Origin of the sequence: Actinoplanes sp. NPDC051470, from assembly GCF_040682035.1 — a bacterium.
In the GTDB taxonomy this organism is placed as follows: Bacteria; Actinomycetota; Actinomycetes; order Mycobacteriales; family Micromonosporaceae; genus Actinoplanes.
In genome coordinates, this window is record NZ_JBFBAA010000021.1 from 26,267 (window position 1) to 43,310 (window position 17,044).

A 17,044-nucleotide genomic window follows, 5' to 3' on the forward strand; every position below is an offset into this window, starting at 1 on the left:
GACACTATCGTCAGACATCCGACCGGGTGCGAGCGGCCGAGATCCCCGCGCCCGGTGGCGATGGACCACTCCGGTGGTCAGCAACGCCGGCGCCCGCTCCGTCAGGACGGGCGCCGACTGCTGTCCGCTCTCATCACCCATTCGCGCCCGATCCGGGAAGGATCGAGAGAGCATCGACTCGTGAGAGCACCTCTGCCCGAGGACGAACCCGCCCGGCTGGCGGCGCTCCACGACGCTCAGGTGCTCGACACCGCCCCCGAGGAAGACTTCGACGACATCGCGCTGCTCGCCTCGGAGATCTGCGGCACCCCGGCCGGCCTGGTCAGCCTGGTCGACACCGACCGGCAGTGGTTCAAGGCCAAGATCGGCCTGACCATCGAGCAGACCCACCGCGACCTGTCGTTCTGCGCGCACGCGATCCACGGGCACGAGCTGTTCGAGATCCCGGACGCCACCCACGACCAGCGGTTCTCCGACAACCCCATGGTGCTCGGAGACGGCGGCATCCGGTTCTACGCGGGCGCGCCGGTGGTGCTCGACGGCACCCACTCGGTGGGCACGGTCTGTGTCGTCGACCACGTGCCCCGGGAACTCACCCCGGCCCAGCGCCGGGCCCTGCGCAGCCTGGCCCGGCACGCCTCGGTGCAGCTCGAGCTACGCCGGTACGCCCGGCACGCCGGCGCGATCGCCGACCGGCTGCGTCAGCTCGACCGGATGAAGGACTCGTTCCTCGCCACGGTCAGTCACGAGCTGCGTACGCCGCTGTCCTCGATCCGCGGTTATCTGGAGATGTTGCTGGGGGACGAGTTCGACGGGGAGACCTCGCGGCGCTTCCTCTCAGTCATGCAGCGCAACTCCGACCGCCTGCTCCGGCTGATCGACGACCTGCTGCTGGTGGCCCGGCTCACCGACGAGGGCCTGGAACTCGACCTGGCCGAGATCGACCTGGCCGAGATCGCCCACCACGTCACCTCCGGCTGCCGGCCGCTCGCCGAGCACAAGGAGGTCAAGCTGACCGACCGCACCGAGAGCCCGGTGCCGGCCCGCGGCGACGCCAAGCGGCTCAGCCACGCCCTCAACCACCTGGTGGTGAACGCGATCAAGTTCACCGCCGAGGGCGGCGAGATCTCGGTCGACGCGCGGGCCGACGACGAACCCGAGCTGATCATCACCGACACCGGGGTCGGCATCCCGCCCCACGACCTGCCACACGTCTTCGACCGCTTCTACCGCAGCGCCGCGGCCGACCAGATGGCCGCCCAGGGTCCGGGCCTCGGGCTGGCCATCGTCCGCTCGATCATCGACGCGCACCACGGCACCATCCGCGTGCGCAGCGAGCCCGGCCTCGGCACGACGGTCCGCGTCAAGCTCCCTCGCTGACCCCCAGCAGCGCTCGGCAAGGGTCAAGACCGACGATCTCGACGGGCACGCTGCGCGCGGCCGCCCACGACCGGCGGTCGAGCCGCACCCGCCGGCCCACCATCGGCTTGCCCCGCACCACGTGCCGCTCGATCCCGTCGTCGGCGTAGCCGAGCCGTTTCGACACCCCGTACGACGCCGCGTTGTGCTCGAACGCCTGCGAGACGGCGAACTCGGCGCCCAGCCCCGCGAAGGCGAGGTCGAGGACGGCGGCGCGCATCTCGGTGCCGTACCCCCGCCCCTGGAACTCGAGGCCCAGCCACGAGCCGCTCGCGACCTCACGCAGCACCGCGAACTGCTTGCCGCTGATCGCCTGGGAGCCGATCACCCGGCCGTCCGCGACCACCACGAACTGCAGGTTCCAGTCGTCCGGCGACCAGCGGGCCCAGCCGCCCCACTGGAACTGGATCGTGCCGAGCGCGACCATCGCCGGCTCCGCCTCGGTCCACGGCGTCGAGAACGGCTGCACCGCCGGATCGTGGACGCCGGCCGCGGCCACGTCGCCGAGCTCGGCCAGGTCGTCCAGATCGGGCACCCGCAGTTCCAGGCGCGGCGTGGTGAGGCGCAGGCCCGCTATCGGCCAATGGTCGGTCAGCATGTCCCGATTCTCGCGTGACCACGCGAACGGCCGCGAGCGGGTTTCGCCTTCGATTCTCGCCTTTCGCGCCTCACCGCGCTTGGCCGCGCTTTCGCCGCGCTCCTCCCCTCAGAGGCGCTCGACGTGTAATCCGGCGTAGAGCCGGCGGTACACCACTCCGGTGCGCCGGTTGCCCGCGTCGATCATCATGCCGCCGCCCATGTAGACGCCGACGTGCCCCGGTCCGACGACCAGATCACCCGGGCGTGCGGCCGACCGTGGAATGGACTGGGCCCGGGCCGCCTGAGCGCCGGACGAATGCGGGAGGCTGATTCCGGCCCGGGCGTATGCCCTCTTGGTGAAACCGGAGCAGTCGAAGTAGCTCGGCCCTTCGGCGCCGCTCGCATATCCCTTTCCGACCTGCGACCGGGCGAACGCGATGACCGCGCCCATGCCCGGGCGAATGACCGAGAAAGTGCGGGCCTTGATCCGGCGCGGCTTCAGTTTCAGAGCCTCGCGGCGGACCGGCTTGGCCTTGGCCACGCGCGGCTTGACATGGGCCCTGACCTGGGCTTTGACCTGCGCGTTGGCCTTGACCAGGGCCCGTTGCGCGGGCACTCGCCGGATGGCCGGTCGCTTGGGCACGACCCGGCGGGCCCGGGACGCACGCGCGGGACGCGCCTCACGGGTATAGGCGCGCTCCGTCCGCTTGCCGAGCGTGACAGTCGGGTCGAAATCGGGCGTTTCCGCCGGGGTCGACGGGGCGACACTGGGCGGGTTGGCTCCGGCGTCGGCGGGCCGGTCGGCAGACTCGGCAACCGGCGCGATAACGGCCAGCACAATGGCGCCGGCGGTCAACGCGCGACGCGTGGACGGACGGGACAGTTCGGCCTCCGTACTTGGCCCGGTGCACTCACGCGAATCCCATTTTTGCCTTTGCCGCCCCGCGAACGAAACGGCGATGGGAACCCGGGCGATATGGGTAATTCCGTCGACCATGCCAACACATAATTGCATTGCACATGTGTCGGATCGGAATTTTCTACCCGGCGATTCGCGCGAAATTCTTCCGGCTCACCAGCCTGATGTGCCCGGCCCGCCCTTGAACGGCCCGCTGATGTCGGCCGTGATCCAGCCGCCGTAGAAGTCACCCGGCTGAGCGCGGACACGCTCGCCGTCGAGCGTGCACTCGTCCACCAGACCCGGGTAGAACGCGAGCATTCCGGTCAGTTCTTCGTATCCGGCGCTGGGTTTCGCGTACGACCAGGCCGCCCGGGACACCCGCACGTCGCCGATGACCAGATCCCAGTAGCCGGCGTACCCCTTGAACTCGCAGAACGAACGCCCGCTGACGCTCTCGACGCCCCACACCGTGTCGCGCGGCAGGTAGTACACCGGCGGGTGGGAGGTCTCGAGCACCCGCAGGGCGCGGTCGGTGTCGGCCACGGTCAGGCCGGCGTGCACGATTCGCACCCGCCGGGCGCTGCGCTCGACCCGCGGCGGCCGCGGGTAGTCCCACACGGACTCCACCTTCAGGACGATAGCTCGCCCCGCCCCCACCTTCAGGACGAAAGCTCGCCCGGCCGGACGGAGCGGTCTGGCTGTTCGGCCCGGTGCGCGTACGGCCGCCGATCGGTTGTACCGGGCATGCGTATCCCCGCCGCCCTCGTCGTCGCCGCCTCGGCCATCGCGGTCGTCGCCCTGACCGTCCCGGTGGCCAACGCCGCCGCCGTGCCCCAGGTGCAGATCACCCGCGCCCAGTACGACTCACCCGGCGCCGACACCCGGTCGGCGGCCAGCCTCAACGCCGAGTACATCCAGCTGACCAACACGACGAAGGCGCCGATCAGCCTGAAGGGCTGGACGTTGCGTGACAACGCCGCCCACGTCTACAGCTTCGGCGCCTTCACGCTGCCCGCCCGGACCCGCATCATCGTCCACACCGGACCCGGCACGTCCACCGCGCTGCATCGTTACTGGCAGTCCCGGGCCTACATCTGGAACAACGACCGCGACACGGCCACCCTGCGGAACGCCGCCGGCCGCCCGGTCGATTCCTGCGTCTGGGTGCGCCCGGGCAACGGTTTCAGCCTCTGCTGACCGGCCAGTGCCGCGCATACTTCTTGCGGTACTTGGGATCCGGCTCGAGCGCGATCAACTCGCGGGCGACGGCCTCGATCGCATCGTCCTGTGTGGCGTCGCGCAGATGTCGCAGGCTCTCCACAATGTCATGGCGGACGAGCGTGCCGTTCTTCTCGCCCTCCGCCTCGCGATAGCGGGCCGCCAGAGCCCCGACGACGGTGGCCCGCGCCTTGTCGCCGGAAAGCCCGGCCCGCCACACCGACTTGAGCGCATGACGAGCGGTGACGAACCGTTCGTCACGCGTGACGGCCATCAGGGCGGCCAGATCCCGCTCGATCCGCCCGCCGGTGTCGTGAGCGGCGAGGTTCCCGAGCAGCTGAGCGGCGATCGCCCGATCGTGGTTGTCCGTGCCGGCCAGATGGGCGACCACGTCGTCCCAGACGTCCCCGGCCCACGGCACCGGCTCCGCAGTGGCGGCCATCACCTGCTCGGAGGCGGTGTTCTGGCGCGCCCGGTCGCTGCTCCACAGCCCGTCGAGATCCACCCGGGCAGCGTAGGCGCTCCTCAGGCGCGCAGGAACTGGGTGATCGAGGCGTGCAGGCTCTTCGCGTCGAGCCCGTGCGTGTGGGCGTGGTCGGCCGGGGTGCCGTAGTGGCGGATCTCCGTGCGCCCCACGCCCAGGTGCAGGGAGCGGTGCGGGATGTCGCGCAGGGCGTCGGCCACCTGGCGGCTCGACGTGCCCCGCAGGTAGGGCTCGACCATCACCACGTCGCGGCTCACCAGGCGGCGCAGGCCCGCCGTGTCCAGCGGGCGGGGCGTCAGGGTGTACGCCACGGTGACGTCCAGGTCGGCCGTCGCCTCCAGCACCGGGTCGAGCATCGGGCCGACGGCCACCACCACGGGGGCGCCGGCCCAGCCGGACCGCAGCTCCTGCAACACCGGGCCGGTGTCGTACCCGCGGCTGTTCTCCTGGCTCGAAAGCCGCACGTACACCCGGTCGTCGTGGAGGGCCGCCGCCCGCAGCAGGGACGGGACCTCGTCCGGGTGGCCGGGCACGTGCACGGTCCAGCCGTCGAGGGTGTCGAGCAGCTCGACGTCGCCGGGCGACTGGTGGGTGTAGCCCTCGACCGACGCGTCGTAGGAGGCGCCGATGCTGACCAGGACGGCGCCGGCGTCCTGGTGGCCCAGGTCGAGCTTGATCTGCTCGTACGCGCGGTCGATCAGGAACGGCGCGTACGAGTGCACGTACGGCCGCATCCCGGTCAGCGCCAGGCCGCCGGCCACCCCGGTCATCAGCTGCTCGCGGATGCCCACGTTCAACACCCGGTCGGGGTGGCGCCGCATGGCCGGCCGGAACGCGTCGGCCGAGATGTCGGCGAGGACGACGGCGGTGCGCGGGTCCTCCTCCAGCAGAGCGGTCGTCGTGGCAACAAAGGTCTCCCTCATGGCGGTCAGTACTCCTTCTTCTCGACCGTCGCCACGACCACGTGCGGGCGGTCGCGGTCCCGGTTGGCCAGGGCCAGTTCGATGGCGTCGTGATCACGGCCGTCCACGATGGACGTGGTCCAACCGATGAACCGGGCGGCGATCCCGCCGGGCCAGCCGTGCGAGGCCGACTGGTTGTCGATGACGATCGCCGTCATCGGCAGCGTCGTCGCCGCGGCGTACGCGATGGCCTCATGGTTTGATCCTTCGTCGAGCTCCGCGTCACCGAGCAGGACGAACACGCGGGTGTCGAGAAAGCCCTGCGCGCGCAGGCCGAGCGCGGTGCCGACACCCAGGCCGAGGCCGTGGCCGAGCGAGCCGGTGCCGACCTCGACGCCGGGCACCAGCACGCGGTCCGGGTGGCCGCCGAGGTGGTTCATCCGGGTGCCGATGCCGTCCAGCCAGGCCGGCGGGAAGAAGCCCTTGGCGGCGAGCACGGCGTAGTAGGCGGCCGGCCCGTGCCCCTTGGACAGCAGGAACCGGTCGCGGTCCGGGGCGTCGGCGGTTTCCGGGGTGATGCGCAGGATGCGGTCATACAGCACCCACAGCACGTCGTAGGTCGAGTTGGCCGACGGCAGGTGCTTCTCGTCGCCGGTGACTCTGGTCAGAAGTGAGCCGGTCATGCCCGATAGAGTGCAAGTTAAAGTGAACTTCAAGGCAAGGCTCTGGATGTGGACTCGCTCACGATCGGTGACTTCGCCGCCCGCGCCGGGGTGGCCGCCTCGGCTCTGCGCTTCTACGAGAAGGAAGGGCTGATCAGGTCCACGCGTACGGGCGGCAACCAGCGCCGCTACCAGCGCGGCGAGTTGCGCCGGGTGGCCTTCATCAAGATCGCGCAGCAGGTCGGGGTGTCCCTCGACGAGATCCGCGACGCCCTCTCGGCGCTCCCCGAGAACCGCACGCCGACCAAGGCCGACTGGGCCCGCCTGTCCGCCCGCTGGCGCCGCCGGCTGGAGGACCGGATCGCCCTGATGGAACGCCTCCGCGACCAGCTGACCGGCTGCATCGGCTGCGGTTGCCTCTCGCTGAAGCGCTGCCAGCTCATCAACCCCGCCGACCAGCTCGCCCAGAACGGCCCCGGACCGAGAAAACTCTTAAGTCCTGATTCATGACCCGGTCAAGTGCGAGGCGCGGTCCAGAGTGTGGCTGGCGTCGGCCGCGGAGCGCCGTCATACCGGTGTTGTATGTCGGTGTTTCGCGGCTGCCGTCAGGCGCGCTCTGGGCCACGCCGCAGCCCTGGCCGGGTCATGAATCAGGACTTACGTGAGTAGCAGAATCTTGCCGAGGTGGTCGCTGGCCTCCATGCGGCGGTGCGCCTCGATCGCCTCGGACATCGGCATCGTGGTGTCGACGATCGGTTTGATCTGGCCGGCATCGACGAGCGGCCACACCTGATCCCGTACCCCCGCAACGATCTTGGTCTTTTCGGCGACCGGCCGCGCGCGCAAGGTCGTCGCCGAGATCGACCCGCGCTTGCGCATGAGCTGGTTGAGGTCGATCTCGGCCTTGCGGCCGCCCTGCAGCCCGATCACCGCCAGCCGCCCACCGGTCGCCAGCACGTCCAGATTCCGCTCGAGATACTTCGCGCCGATGATGTCGAGGATCACATCGGCCCCCCGCCCACCGGTGAAGTCCCTGGTCGCGGCCACAAAGTCGTCGCTCGTGTAGTCAATGGTCAGGTCGGCGCCGAGCTTGCGCAGCGCCTCATGCTTGCCCGCCCGCGCGGTGACCACAACGGTGGCGCCGAGCGCCTTGCCGTACTGCACCGCGAACGTCCCGATCCCGCCCCCACCCCCGTGCACGAGGAAAACGGAGTCCCGCCGCAACCGCCCCACGTTGGAGAACACGGTGCACGCCACCTCAGGCAACGCCGCCGCCTGCTGCACCGACATCCCTTGCGGCACCGGCAGCAGCTGCCCCGCCGGCACCGCCACCCGCTCGGCATACCCGCCACCAGCAAGAAGAGCACAAACCCGCTCCCCCACGTTGTGGTCCAGCACCCCCGCGCCGACCGCGCTGATCACCCCCGAGCATTCCAGCCCCGGGTACGGAGGGGCTCCCGCCGGCGGCGGATAGTGCCCCTGCCGCTGCATCACATCCGCCCGATTGACGGCGGCCGCCACAACATCGACGATCACCTCACCCTCACCGGCCACGGGCTCATCCACCGAGGTCCAGGCAAGCCCATCCGGTGGCTCGATCACAATGGCGTGCATGCCGCCCAGTCTGCCGCGCCGGGCGTCCAGCCGCCCGGTTTGCCGACGAGCCGCCCCAGTCTGGCAAACTGAACAGGTTGTCCGGGAGGGCTCGCCTAGTGGCCGATGGCGCCGGTCTTGAAAACCGGTGAGGCGTTACGCGTCTCCGTGGGTTCGAATCCCACGCCCTCCGCCCGATGAACAGGAGAAACCCCCGCTGAGCTGCGAGAACGCAGCCCGGCGGGGGCCTCTTCTGCTAGATCGACAGTCTCACTCGATCTCACGGGAACCCGCTTGATCTCGCTCGCCGCGACAAATGCGCGACAAAGTTCGTCGCTCTCCGGGCGTCAGGCTGCCACGTCGTCGTCCCTGCTCAGCGCCTCCTCGATCCGGAGACGCGCCGCCTTGTCCTGACCCTCAATGCACTTGGCGTAGACCTTCAGGAGCACATGCACGCTGTGGCCGGCCCACTCGGCGACCTGGGTCGCCGGTACGCCCTCGTTGAGCCACAGAGAGACCGCAGCATGCCGCAGGTCGTACGGCCGTTTGGCGAGCGGCGAGCGCTGCTGAGCAGTGGTGAGCGCCATGGTCCGGACGGCTCGCCAGACGCGTGCGTACGTCTCCTTGGCCACCGGACCGTGGCCGTATCCCTGGGTCACGAACAGACGTCCATCCGGCGCATGCCCGTAAGCGGCTACGTGCCAGCGCAGTGCCCTGACCAACTGCGGTGTGGCGGGAACCGGTCGCACGGCCGTCTTGGCGCGGTGCTTAAGCTCGCGGTCCTCGCGGATCGCCTTGCTGTCGTCTCCCCATCCCTCTCCCACGTGCTGAGTCGAGCCGGACAGCCGCACTACTCCCCAACCTTCCTCCGGAAGCTCGCAGTCCTCGATCCGGAGGTGTAGCGCCTCAGCCGGCCGAAGCGCTGCGTAGTACAGGCACGCGAAGAACGCCACCAGGCGTGGATTCTTCTCGCAAACGGCGGACAGCAGGGCGAGTGCTTGTTGCGGGTTGACGACCGATCGGCGATCGACCTCGTCATTCGACTTCGGCGTAACCCATTGGACGTGTTCCATCGGATGGGCGGGAAGGAGTCGAAGCTCAACCGCATATCGAAGGGTTCCGTAGAACACCGCCCGCTTACGAGCGGTGGTGATCGCGGCAGCTTGCTGTCCGTCCAGCCGAAGCAAAAGAGCGTCCAACGCTTTCCGCACCAGGGCGGCGTTCTGCATGTCGTTGAGATTACGGTGCTGGCGGAAACCCACCGAATCACAGATGCAATTTCCTCTGGAGGCGGACCGGCTTCGCGCCGGGACCTGTTGAAGGACCAGGCATAGAGAGCCTTGCGAATGTCGTCGTCGGCTGGCGCTCCGCGCGTATTCGACAGGAGGACGGTTGTCACATTCGATAGGGCTTCGGCGATGCTCTTCCGATGCTTGGCGGCGGAGCGCGGCCACCTCATGTCGACGAAGGCGACCGCGTGCTCATACCACGACCGGCTGTTGCGCTCGCGGGCCATCGGCTCGGGAAGGCCGCACTCCTCGTCGAATGCCACGCCTTCGGCCATGTGGTCGCCACGCGGCGCGTGGTGCGGTCCGGCCGGACCAGATTGGCGGTACGCGATTGACGCGGCCGGTTGTCACCGGGCAGGCCAGAGTCTGCCTACGGGGCGACTCCGCCTTCCCCGTCGCCGAGTCGCGCGCTCGTTACGTCGGCCTGCCAGTCGACTTTACTTCTTCTTGCCTTTTCGTCGTTTACCCGGTCCGTGCCAGAGAACGGGTCCTCCATGGTTAGCCATTGTCCGCCGCGCTAGCCCGAAGTTCTTGCGAGCCGCGAGCGTGGTGGGGTGTCGAGGTCCGAGGACTTGTTCCATGACGCTGAGGGTGGCCCGGTATTCAGCCATTGCAGCCGGATAGTCGCCGTGCTCCGCCAGGACGCCAGCGAGGTTGTGGCGGGTGGCCAGGGTGCTGGGATGCTCCTCACCGAGCACCCGCCGCTGGACGCCAAGGACCGCCTCACACTCGGCCTGCGCAGCCACGTACTCACCACGCGCCCGCAAGACGCCGGCGAGGTTGTGGCGGGTGGTCAGGGTGTCGGGATGCTCCTCACCGAGCACCCGCCGCTGGATGCCAAGGACCGCCTCAAACTCGGCCTGCGCAGCCACGTACTCACCACGCGCCCGCAAGACGCCGGCGAGTTCATGGCGGGTGGCTAGGGTGCTGGGATGCTCCTCACCGAGCACCCGCCGCTGGACGCCAAGGACCGCCTCAAACTCGGCCTGCGCAGCCACGTACTCACCACGCGCCCGCAAGACGCCGGCGAGTTCATGGCGGTTGGTCAGGGTGCTGGGATGCTCCTCACCGAGCACCCGCCGCTGGACGCCAAGGACCGCCTCAAACTCGGCCTGCGCAGCCACGTACTCACCACGCGCCCACAAGACGCCGGCGAGGTTGTGGCGGGCGACCAGGGTGTCTGGATGTTCCTCACCCAGAATCTGCTGACGAATGTCAAAGATCTCTCGAAACTCCGTTTGTGCTGCCAGGGTTCCGCCCTGAGCCCACAACGCGAGAGCGGCACCGTGTCGGCTAGAAAGCGCTGAAGGATGGTCTGCGCCGAGGGCCGTAGTGCAGGCTTCCTGCACCGCACGGTACTGGGTGTGGGCGAGAAGATATAGGCCGCGGACGTGTGTTTGGCGAATGGTGAGGTCAGCCACTCGTGCAACCCTTGCCACGAGCACGGCGTCGATTTCGTCCTGCTCTACTAAGTCCTTTAGCAGAAGGACCGCATGCGGTGCCAAAAGCTGCCACTTCGGCCACTGCGTCGGATCCTGCGGAGAGGTTTCTTCTTCGTCTTGGACAGCGGCACACAGCAAGCGAGCCGCCAAAGACAAATAATCGCCGCGATCATGTTCTGCATCTTCGTAATGGCGGCTAGCGTCCCGCATCAAGGGATGCAGGCTCAGAAGAGGAATCTCGCCGTGCGCAGCGGCGCTGGGCGTCGCCAAGGTCGACAAGTCGATCAGACCGAGGTGGACGGCCCCGACGAGTATCGACCTGAGCTTCTCGCGATCGATCCCCACAAAGATTGAGGAGGTTTTCAGCACAGAGGGTTGCAGCATGATGCGGTAGGGCACGGGCGTCTCCGCGAAATGCGAGAGCAGCCGCATCAACAGCCTGGCACCGGTGGCACCGCGCTGCTCCAACAGGTCCACAGATAGCCGCCAGATTCCGTCGATGAGCCGCCGAGCCTGCCGCTCGTCATCATCGGCGGGTTCGGGGGTGAGGAGATCACTGCGCCCGGCTTCCAGCGCATCCCGGTAGGCGGTAAAGGTCGTGGGCGAGTCGGCGTCCGGCCAGGGATCGGTAATGTTGTCGGCCAGGTAGGAACCGGCGAGCGAAAGCGCCAGCGGGAGCCCGCCGAGTCGCTCTGCGAGGGTCTCGGCCTCCTCCCGGCTGCCGCACCGATCACGAGTGTGATCAAGGAGTACCTGCCCGCCGTCCGAGGCCGCGAGTTTGCCGATCGGTGTCAGGGCACACCAGCGGCCCCACCGTTTCGGGTCGCCGTCGCGGCTGGTGACGATGACCAAGCCGGGACCGGATGCCAGCGGACGGATCCAGGCCCGACCATCGGCCAGCACCCTCCCGCCGCCGGGTTCGGCGGAACGCGAGTCGAGCAGCGACACGTCGTCGGCATTGTCGACAACCAACAGCCAAGGCTCGGTTCGGACCTCCAGCCGCCGCCACAGGATGTCGGCGGGGTCCTGCTCCTGAAGCTCTACTTCGGTCGCGCCCAGCAACTGGGCTACCGCGTACATGGCTGTTACGAACCCCGAAGGTTCGGCAGCCGATACCCACCACACCGGTATTCCGCTCGCAGCGACTTCGCGAGCTATATGCATGGCAATAAGAGTTTTTCCGCTGCCTCCCAGCCCGTGCAACACCCGCGTCCGCGCCGTTGCGCCGGTCTGACTGACAAGCTTCGTCAACTCTTCGACGACCGCCTGCCGACCGCGGAGCGTTCGCGTCACATCGTGCTCGGCCAGCGGCAAAGCCACCGATGCGGCGACGCTGGACAGCTCGATCGGCGAAGGAGCGATGCGGGTCGGGTTGCCTGGGACGAACTCGCTCCACCCGCCCGCGACTCCTCCGCCGGTCGCGATGTAGTTCGTGCCAGTGGCGAAAATGGGCGCGTGCCCGGAAGCGGTCAGGCCTGGCCCGCTCCCGGCAGGGGAGGGTTTCCCGACGTCGACACCCCACCGTGGATCATCCCCGCTGCCACGCCACCCGAGGAAGCGAGAATGGAGACGTCGCCTCCGGTCGCCATTCCGTGATCGCCGGCTGTCACCGCCGAGCCTGACTGCAACATCTGCGCCACTTCGGCCGCGAGTGCGGGATCGGCGGCGAGTGCCTTGCGGATCTGCAGCCGGAGGCTCGCGACGGTGTCCTCGTCGTCCGGGGTCGCACCGACCTCGACCAGCGCACCCTCGATTACCTCTCGGGACTCCTCCCGCCCCAAGATCCGGTTCAGAAGTCGCCGGCCCAGCCCCACAGTGGCGTCTGAAGCTTGATCGAGCGCCTGGTCACGCAGCTTCTCCAACGTCTGAGCCCCATACGCGCCAGCCACCGCCGTAACGTAAGGCATCACTGCGGCGGCTGCCTGTGCCACATCCACATTCATGGCTCCTGGATACACGGGACGGAGAGGCGCACAAAACCACCGAACGGATGACCAGCCTTAAACTGTCGCGAACTACCCAGACGGCCGACCCGCCAGCAGGACGCATACACCCAACCTTTCACCTCGATGAGTGCTGAAAAACGCCAGAGCACAGGGTTGCGACCATGGCGCGACAACAGGAGAGCAGTCCTCGGCGTTCTTGCACGTCAACGTCTTGCGGCGGCCGGTCTTGAAACCGGTGAGGCGTTCCGCGTCTCCGTGGGTTCGAATCCCACGCCCTCCGCTCCAAGCACGCGAAAGGCCCCTCCGACCAGCGCGAACGGTCACCGGAGGGACCTCTGGCTGCTCAGTGTCGATCTCACTCGGTCTCACGTGATCTCGCTCGGGCTGACGCCGCTGCCCATATGCGGCCCAGAGGTGGGCGGTTGGGTCAGGCATCTGAGCCTGTCCCCTACCTTCGCCGAGCGGCAGCCACGTACGGCCCGGTAGTGCATTCTGTAGACCCTTGGCGCAACGGCCTGCCCGTACTTGTGCGGATGGAGGCTGGAGACGCCCATCCTGGCCGTCAGAGGCTGAGCCACCCGACCGGCTGCATGGCTCTCTTCCGGCGCCCCGTCCAGCCGAACAAGGCGAACTGCACGGGGCGTCTTTGTTGCCGTTCAAACAGGACTCGGCCGAGTGCACGTGCACTCTGCTGAATCCGACGACCGCTACCGATAGAAGCGATTTACCGGACACGTTCGGCGAGCCTGAGCTCAGTCAGGTAGCGCTTGACGACTTGGCCCCCGTAGTTGACGTCTATGAGCCGCGCGATGGAGTTCAGCAATGCGCTCTGCTGCGCGGCCGGCAAGGCACGGTGGCCGGAGTAGGTCAACAGCAGATCCAGGTAGTCCGCTGTCGAGTACGGCAACTCCCACTCGTATCGGTAGAAGCTCGCAGGCCCGAACCGCTCCGACGAGGTCAGCTCCCGATCGTCCTCCGGAATGTCTTGAGCACCTTCGAGACGCAGGGCCGGTGGGGTCGACGGATCGAAGCGCTCGTAAAGCTTCTGAATCTCAACGAAGAACGCCTCGGTCCAGGTGCCACCGGCGATGTGGTGGGTTCCCACGGTGGCCAGCAGACCACCGGGACGCAAGGCGTCAGCAGACTTCGACACCCGCACGGCCGGATCGATCCAGTGAAACGCCGTCGCGGAGAAGACCAGGTCGAACGGTTCCGCCGGCAAGGGCCACTCCTCGAACGCTGCCGTCACGACCTCCACCGAGTCGGAGCCGGCAAGGTTTCGCCGAGCCACAGCAGCCATGTCTGGGCCCAACTCGACGGCCACGATCCGGTAGCCCCGTTCCGCCAGCGGCACGGTCGCCTGCCCAGTGCCAGAGCCGATCTCCAACACCCTTGCACCGGGCGCTACTCCGACCGCAGCGAGATCATCGAACATCTGTGCCGGGTACCGGGGCCGCGCACGGTCATACCGTTCAGCGTCCTCGTTGAAGGTTTCTCGCAGCCTCACGTAGTCATCGCTATCGCTCACCCAGCGAGAGTAGGGGTGCCGCTCCTACGGCAGGCACTCAATTGTCAGTGCCTGGCTCGCCGGGGCGCAGCAGCTCGCCCGCCTGCCGATCGTTGCCGGAATTTGCAATAAAGTGCCGGATTCATGGGCTGCATGTGGCGTCGTTACGCTTCGAGCACCATTGGTGGGGGGTTCCTGCGTCGCTAGTCACGGGCTTTCTTGCGATCGTCTTCACTTACGTGAGGCGTTCCGCGTCTCCGTGGGTTCGAATCCCACGCCCTCGCCAGATCGAACGACGGAAACCGGCGTTAACCTGCGCAAAAAGGTCAGCGCCGGGTCTCGTCGATCTCCCGGCACGGAAGACAGGTACAGCTAGCTGTACCCCCGGCTGGGCAGCCCGCTGGATCGTCGCGGACGCTTCGGATTCCTAGATTTGAGGCATGACAAACAACGAGACCCGCAAGTCCGACATCCGCCCCGCCCTCTGGATCGCCCTCGTGGTCCTCGCCATCGCCAACGGCGCCACCTCGGTCGCCGGCCTCACGGTCGTCAGCGTCATCATCGGCGTCGTCACCATCGGCGTCGCGGTCGCCCTGGTCCTGCAGTACCGCCGCCACCGCCAGACCACGGCCTGAGACAGGGCCCGGCGGCATGGTCGCGTCGGCTCGCCAAGTGAATCTGATCCCTGCCGCGATAGGTGGTCCGACGACTGCCAGGACCACCTGTCGCGGCGCCGAATGTTGCAAATAGTCCTTCGCGATCAGCAAGACGAAGTCATAGAACCGGTCCTTGCGAGTTCTGTGAGTCTTCCACTCCGATTGCCGAGCAGCAGTTGAACATCGATTCAAGCAGGGTCTAGCAGGCAACGTGCGGACCTCAGACTTCGGCTCGAGGAATCCGTTGTCGACGCAGAACGCATTGTCGTTCGCCGACCATCGCAGCCACCCCTGCTGAATTAGGTCTTCGCTGCGGAAACCTGCCTGCTTCAGAGAAGCCAGCTCTTCTCGTCGCGGCCGTCCAGGGAACCAGCGGCCCGCGCCGCGCCCGCCTCGACCAGCATGAACGACGCCAGCAGGAACGACGCCAGCAGGAGAAGGACGCCGGCGTGCTTACGGATGTGGAACCACGGCTGAAGCCCGGCCATCCCCGCCAGGGTGGAGAGTTAGTCCCGCGGGGCTACTCGGCGCACTTCGACGGGCGCGCCAGGCGTGCCGCCGACCGAAGGCTTGTAGTCGGGGATTCCCACGCAGGTGAAGATGAGGGCCTCGAGGGGCGCGGCCAGATACGTGGGGATCTCGCTGTCCATGAAGGTCATTCCGGAGGCGCCGGCGCCCAGGGCGTACGCCAGGAGGTGTAGGCGGCCCTCGACCAGGCCGGACGCCAACTGGGCCTCTCGGTAGGAATGCGGCCCCAGCTGGGTGAGGTCGGCGGCGGCGATCGCCACGAAGGCGGCGTCGCGGGCCAGGCCCTGATCCAACGCTATGCGGTAGAGATCGTCGCGCTGGCTGCCTGAGCGGATGGGTGTGGACAGGTCGGGCCAGCGGTACAGGGCCGGCGCCAGGTCGTCGACGGCATGCGCGGCCACGAAATGGGGGACGTTGATGCCCCGCAGGGCCAGCTGCATCGACGTGGTCAGGGTGGTCAGCGGGACGCCGGACGACGGGTTCATGCGGCGGGTGGAACCCCGGGCCAGGATGATTTCGTCGATCGTGCGGGAATCGGTCGACGGCACAGGTGACGGCGAAGGAGAGGGCCAGGGGGCGCCCAGGACCAGGTCGTCGCCGGCGTGCTGAGTGGCAGTAACCAGGGGGAACTCCATGGGGGCGGCGTCGACGTCGCCGGGCGCGGCGGGGGCGCCGGGGATCAGGGCGGGCGCGCCGCCCAGGGCGACGACCGCGACCGGCCACTCGTGCACCCCGTCGGCGCCCACCAGCGACGCCACCGTGTGGTCGGCGAACTTCGTGTACAGGTCGGCGGGAAGGCCGGCGGCCGCCGCGGCGGTCAACAGCTGGGACAGCATCGTGCCGGCGTCCCAGTAGACGTGGCGGTAGCCGCGTTCGCGGTAGCGCCAACCCGTTCGCCACGGGACGCCGGTGGTGATGATCGCGGGGGCGTCGCCGGTCGGTGGCGGGCCCACGGTGACCAGGGCGTGTGCGGCGGGGTCGTACCAGTGGACGCCGGGGGGCAGGGAGCCTGAGCCGGCGGGTACCGCGACGTAGAGCTCCAGGGGGAACCGCGCCCCGGCCGAGCCGGCCGCCCGGAAGTACCAGGTGCCGTGCGGCGGGCGTTCCGTGGTCCGGACCACGCCGGCGGCCAGGAAGAGGATCCGGCCGAGTTGTGCCAGGTCGAGGGGCAGGGCGGGAGCGGGGACGCCGGCCAGGACGTCGAGGGCCGGCGATGACGTCGGCGGCAGGGACGGCGGCAGCGGGAGGCGCGGCAGCTCGGGGGAGAAGCGCTTGAAGAACCATGGCAGCCGGGAGAAGTCGTTGGGCGAGAAGTCCTGGACGATGCGCGGGTCGGCGATCGGGTCGGTCCACTCTCGACCGGGCTCGTACGACGTCAGGCGGTGCAGGGTCTGCGCGGCGTTCTCCACGCCATGAACGTTACTGAAGAGATCAGGCGGCCAGGGAGACGTTGCGGCGGCGGTCGGTGAAGACGCTCTTCAGCAGGGTCTCGCGGTGGCCGGGGTCGTCCACGCGCATGCGGAAACACTCGCGCACCCCGTCGACCGCGGTCGCGCACATCTCCATCGTCGAGTCGCGGGGGTCGGTGCACCACGTGACGTGGCTGAGGTGCCGGAGGTTGGCGTTCAGGTGCAGCTGGAGGCGGTGCAGCACCTTCGTCTCACGGGTGACGACCAGGCGCCGGGTGGTGAGCAGCAGCAGGAAGTCGCCGCCGAGGTGGGAGGCCGGGCGGACCCGGGTCACCAGCACCGTGGAGTCGTCGGCGTCGACGCACCGGCGGAAGACCGGCAGGTGCCGGCTCACGGTGGGGAGGGGGATGCCGGCCTCGGCGGCCGCCGGGAGGAACGTACGGGAGAAGACGTCCATACGGCTACTAACGGTGGCCGAACGGCTAGGCATCGGCCACGACGCCGTGAAT

The 17,044-nt window shown here is 68.4% G+C and carries 18 protein-coding genes and 1 tRNA gene; 5 read left to right on the top strand and 14 right to left on the bottom strand.

What is annotated here, in order from left to right; genetic code table 11:
* Window positions 1–180: 180 nt before the first annotated feature.
* On the top strand, window positions 181–1,380 hold the full coding sequence (locus tag AB0M54_RS30935; RefSeq protein WP_364475230.1) for an ATP-binding protein: 1,200 nt from the start codon (window positions 181–183) through the stop codon (window positions 1,378–1,380).
* Here AB0M54_RS30935 and AB0M54_RS30940 read toward each other — a convergent pair.
* From AB0M54_RS30940 to AB0M54_RS30950, 3 genes are all read right to left on the bottom strand, one after another.
* Window positions 1,364–2,017 carry a GNAT family protein gene (locus tag AB0M54_RS30940; protein ID WP_364475232.1) on the bottom strand — a complete coding sequence of 218 codons (654 nt, stop codon included), beginning with the start codon at window positions 2,015–2,017 and terminating at the stop codon, window positions 1,364–1,366. The two genes, AB0M54_RS30935 and AB0M54_RS30940, sit on opposite strands and share 17 nt — an antisense overlap.
* A 108-nt stretch (window positions 2,018–2,125) precedes the next feature.
* Window positions 2,126–2,995, bottom strand: coding sequence for an NlpC/P60 family protein (locus tag AB0M54_RS30945; protein WP_364312586.1), 870 nt, complete (start codon window positions 2,993–2,995; stop codon window positions 2,126–2,128).
* Between the two features lie 75 nt (window positions 2,996–3,070).
* Entirely contained in the window at window positions 3,071–3,526 is a 456-nt protein-coding gene (locus AB0M54_RS30950; protein ID WP_364312583.1) for a DUF427 domain-containing protein, read from the bottom strand.
* Window positions 3,527–3,643: 117 nt separating this feature from the next.
* On the opposite strand from AB0M54_RS30950, the gene AB0M54_RS30955 reads away from it, so the two are divergent.
* Window positions 3,644–4,096 (top strand): lamin tail domain-containing protein, encoded by a 453-nt coding sequence (locus AB0M54_RS30955; protein WP_364475233.1) that lies wholly within the window; start codon window positions 3,644–3,646, stop codon window positions 4,094–4,096.
* Here the strand turns inward: AB0M54_RS30955 and AB0M54_RS30960 are convergent.
* Genes AB0M54_RS30960 through AB0M54_RS30970 form a run of 3 tightly spaced genes read right to left on the bottom strand, consistent with a single transcriptional unit; the run spans window position 4,083 to window position 6,186 of the window.
* Window positions 4,083–4,622, bottom strand: coding sequence for a hypothetical protein (locus AB0M54_RS30960; RefSeq protein ID WP_364475234.1), 540 nt, complete (start codon window positions 4,620–4,622; stop codon window positions 4,083–4,085). The two genes, AB0M54_RS30955 and AB0M54_RS30960, sit on opposite strands and share 14 nt — an antisense overlap.
* A gap of 20 nt (window positions 4,623–4,642) precedes the next feature.
* Window positions 4,643–5,524, bottom strand: a complete 882-nt coding sequence (locus AB0M54_RS30965) for a transketolase (protein ID WP_364312574.1) — start codon at window positions 5,522–5,524, stop codon at window positions 4,643–4,645.
* 5 nt (window positions 5,525–5,529) lie between these two features.
* A complete protein-coding gene (locus AB0M54_RS30970; RefSeq protein WP_364475236.1) occupies window positions 5,530–6,186 on the bottom strand; it encodes a transketolase in 657 nt (218 codons plus the stop codon).
* Window positions 6,187–6,234: 48 nt separating this feature from the next.
* Between AB0M54_RS30970 and soxR the strand changes: the two genes are divergently transcribed.
* On the top strand, window positions 6,235–6,675 hold the full coding sequence (soxR, locus tag AB0M54_RS30975) for a redox-sensitive transcriptional activator SoxR (protein ID WP_364312568.1): 441 nt from the start codon (window positions 6,235–6,237) through the stop codon (window positions 6,673–6,675).
* A 147-nt stretch (window positions 6,676–6,822) separates the two neighbouring features.
* On the opposite strand, the gene AB0M54_RS30980 is transcribed toward soxR, so the two are convergent.
* Complete coding sequence (locus tag AB0M54_RS30980) at window positions 6,823–7,779, bottom strand: NAD(P)H-quinone oxidoreductase (RefSeq protein WP_364312565.1); 957 nt, start codon at window positions 7,777–7,779, stop codon at window positions 6,823–6,825.
* Window positions 7,780–7,863: 84 nt separating this feature from the next.
* Here AB0M54_RS30980 and AB0M54_RS30985 point away from each other — a divergent pair.
* Window positions 7,864–7,951: transfer RNA gene (locus AB0M54_RS30985), tRNA-Ser, on the top strand.
* Window positions 7,952–8,105: 154 nt separating this feature from the next.
* On the opposite strand, the gene AB0M54_RS30990 is transcribed toward AB0M54_RS30985, so the two are convergent.
* The 4 genes from AB0M54_RS30990 to AB0M54_RS31005 all read right to left on the bottom strand — a co-directional run bounded on the left by AB0M54_RS30990 (window position 8,106) and on the right by AB0M54_RS31005 (window position 13,963).
* Window positions 8,106–8,987, bottom strand: coding sequence for a tyrosine-type recombinase/integrase (locus AB0M54_RS30990; protein ID WP_364475238.1), 882 nt, complete (start codon window positions 8,985–8,987; stop codon window positions 8,106–8,108).
* Window positions 8,988–9,484: 497 nt separating this feature from the next.
* Window positions 9,485–11,809: a tetratricopeptide repeat protein gene (locus AB0M54_RS30995; RefSeq protein WP_364475240.1), complete on the bottom strand. Its 2,325-nt coding sequence runs from the start codon at window positions 11,807–11,809 to the stop codon at window positions 9,485–9,487.
* Between the two features lie 149 nt (window positions 11,810–11,958).
* Window positions 11,959–12,432 carry a hypothetical protein gene (locus AB0M54_RS31000; RefSeq protein WP_364475242.1) on the bottom strand — a complete coding sequence of 158 codons (474 nt, stop codon included), beginning with the start codon at window positions 12,430–12,432 and terminating at the stop codon, window positions 11,959–11,961.
* A 727-nt stretch (window positions 12,433–13,159) separates the two neighbouring features.
* A complete protein-coding gene (locus tag AB0M54_RS31005; RefSeq protein WP_364475244.1) occupies window positions 13,160–13,963 on the bottom strand; it encodes a class I SAM-dependent methyltransferase in 804 nt (267 codons plus the stop codon).
* A 419-nt stretch (window positions 13,964–14,382) separates the two neighbouring features.
* Here AB0M54_RS31005 and AB0M54_RS31010 point away from each other — a divergent pair, with 419 nt between their 5' ends.
* Window positions 14,383–14,577, top strand: coding sequence for a hypothetical protein (locus AB0M54_RS31010; protein WP_364312560.1), 195 nt, complete (start codon window positions 14,383–14,385; stop codon window positions 14,575–14,577).
* A gap of 350 nt (window positions 14,578–14,927) precedes the next feature.
* Here AB0M54_RS31010 and AB0M54_RS31015 read toward each other — a convergent pair whose 3' ends face one another.
* From AB0M54_RS31015 to AB0M54_RS31025, 3 genes are read right to left on the bottom strand one after another with little or no spacing between them, the layout of a single operon-like run.
* Window positions 14,928–15,086, bottom strand: a complete 159-nt coding sequence (locus tag AB0M54_RS31015; protein WP_364475246.1) for a hypothetical protein — start codon at window positions 15,084–15,086, stop codon at window positions 14,928–14,930.
* Between the two features lie 18 nt (window positions 15,087–15,104).
* Complete coding sequence (locus tag AB0M54_RS31020; protein WP_364475248.1) at window positions 15,105–16,535, bottom strand: hypothetical protein; 1,431 nt, start codon at window positions 16,533–16,535, stop codon at window positions 15,105–15,107.
* A gap of 22 nt (window positions 16,536–16,557) precedes the next feature.
* Window positions 16,558–16,992: a hypothetical protein gene (locus AB0M54_RS31025; protein WP_364312552.1), complete on the bottom strand. Its 435-nt coding sequence runs from the start codon at window positions 16,990–16,992 to the stop codon at window positions 16,558–16,560.
* Window positions 16,993–17,044: the final 52 nt, after the last annotated feature.

Bases quoted from the DNA above. Each gene is read 5' to 3' on its own strand.
- AB0M54_RS30970 (WP_364475236.1), bottom strand. From the start codon at position 6,186: ATGACCGGCTCACTTCTGACCAGAGTCACCGGCGACGAGAAGCACCTG.
- AB0M54_RS30965 (WP_364312574.1), bottom strand. From the start codon at position 5,524: ATGAGGGAGACCTTTGTTGCCACGACGACCGCTCTGCTGGAGGAGGAC.
- AB0M54_RS31000 (WP_364475242.1), bottom strand. From the start codon at position 12,432: ATGAATGTGGATGTGGCACAGGCAGCCGCCGCAGTGATGCCTTACGTT.
- AB0M54_RS31025 (WP_364312552.1), bottom strand. From the start codon at position 16,992: ATGGACGTCTTCTCCCGTACGTTCCTCCCGGCGGCCGCCGAGGCCGGC.
- AB0M54_RS30945 (WP_364312586.1), bottom strand. From the start codon at position 2,995: ATGGTCGACGGAATTACCCATATCGCCCGGGTTCCCATCGCCGTTTCG.
- AB0M54_RS30980 (WP_364312565.1), bottom strand. From the start codon at position 7,779: ATGCACGCCATTGTGATCGAGCCACCGGATGGGCTTGCCTGGACCTCG.
- AB0M54_RS30940 (WP_364475232.1), bottom strand. From the start codon at position 2,017: ATGCTGACCGACCATTGGCCGATAGCGGGCCTGCGCCTCACCACGCCG.
- AB0M54_RS30955 (WP_364475233.1), top strand. From the start codon at position 3,644: ATGCGTATCCCCGCCGCCCTCGTCGTCGCCGCCTCGGCCATCGCGGTC.
- AB0M54_RS30990 (WP_364475238.1), bottom strand. From the start codon at position 8,987: ATGCAGAACGCCGCCCTGGTGCGGAAAGCGTTGGACGCTCTTTTGCTT.
- AB0M54_RS31015 (WP_364475246.1), bottom strand. From the start codon at position 15,086: ATGGCCGGGCTTCAGCCGTGGTTCCACATCCGTAAGCACGCCGGCGTC.
- AB0M54_RS31010 (WP_364312560.1), top strand. From the start codon at position 14,383: ATGACAAACAACGAGACCCGCAAGTCCGACATCCGCCCCGCCCTCTGG.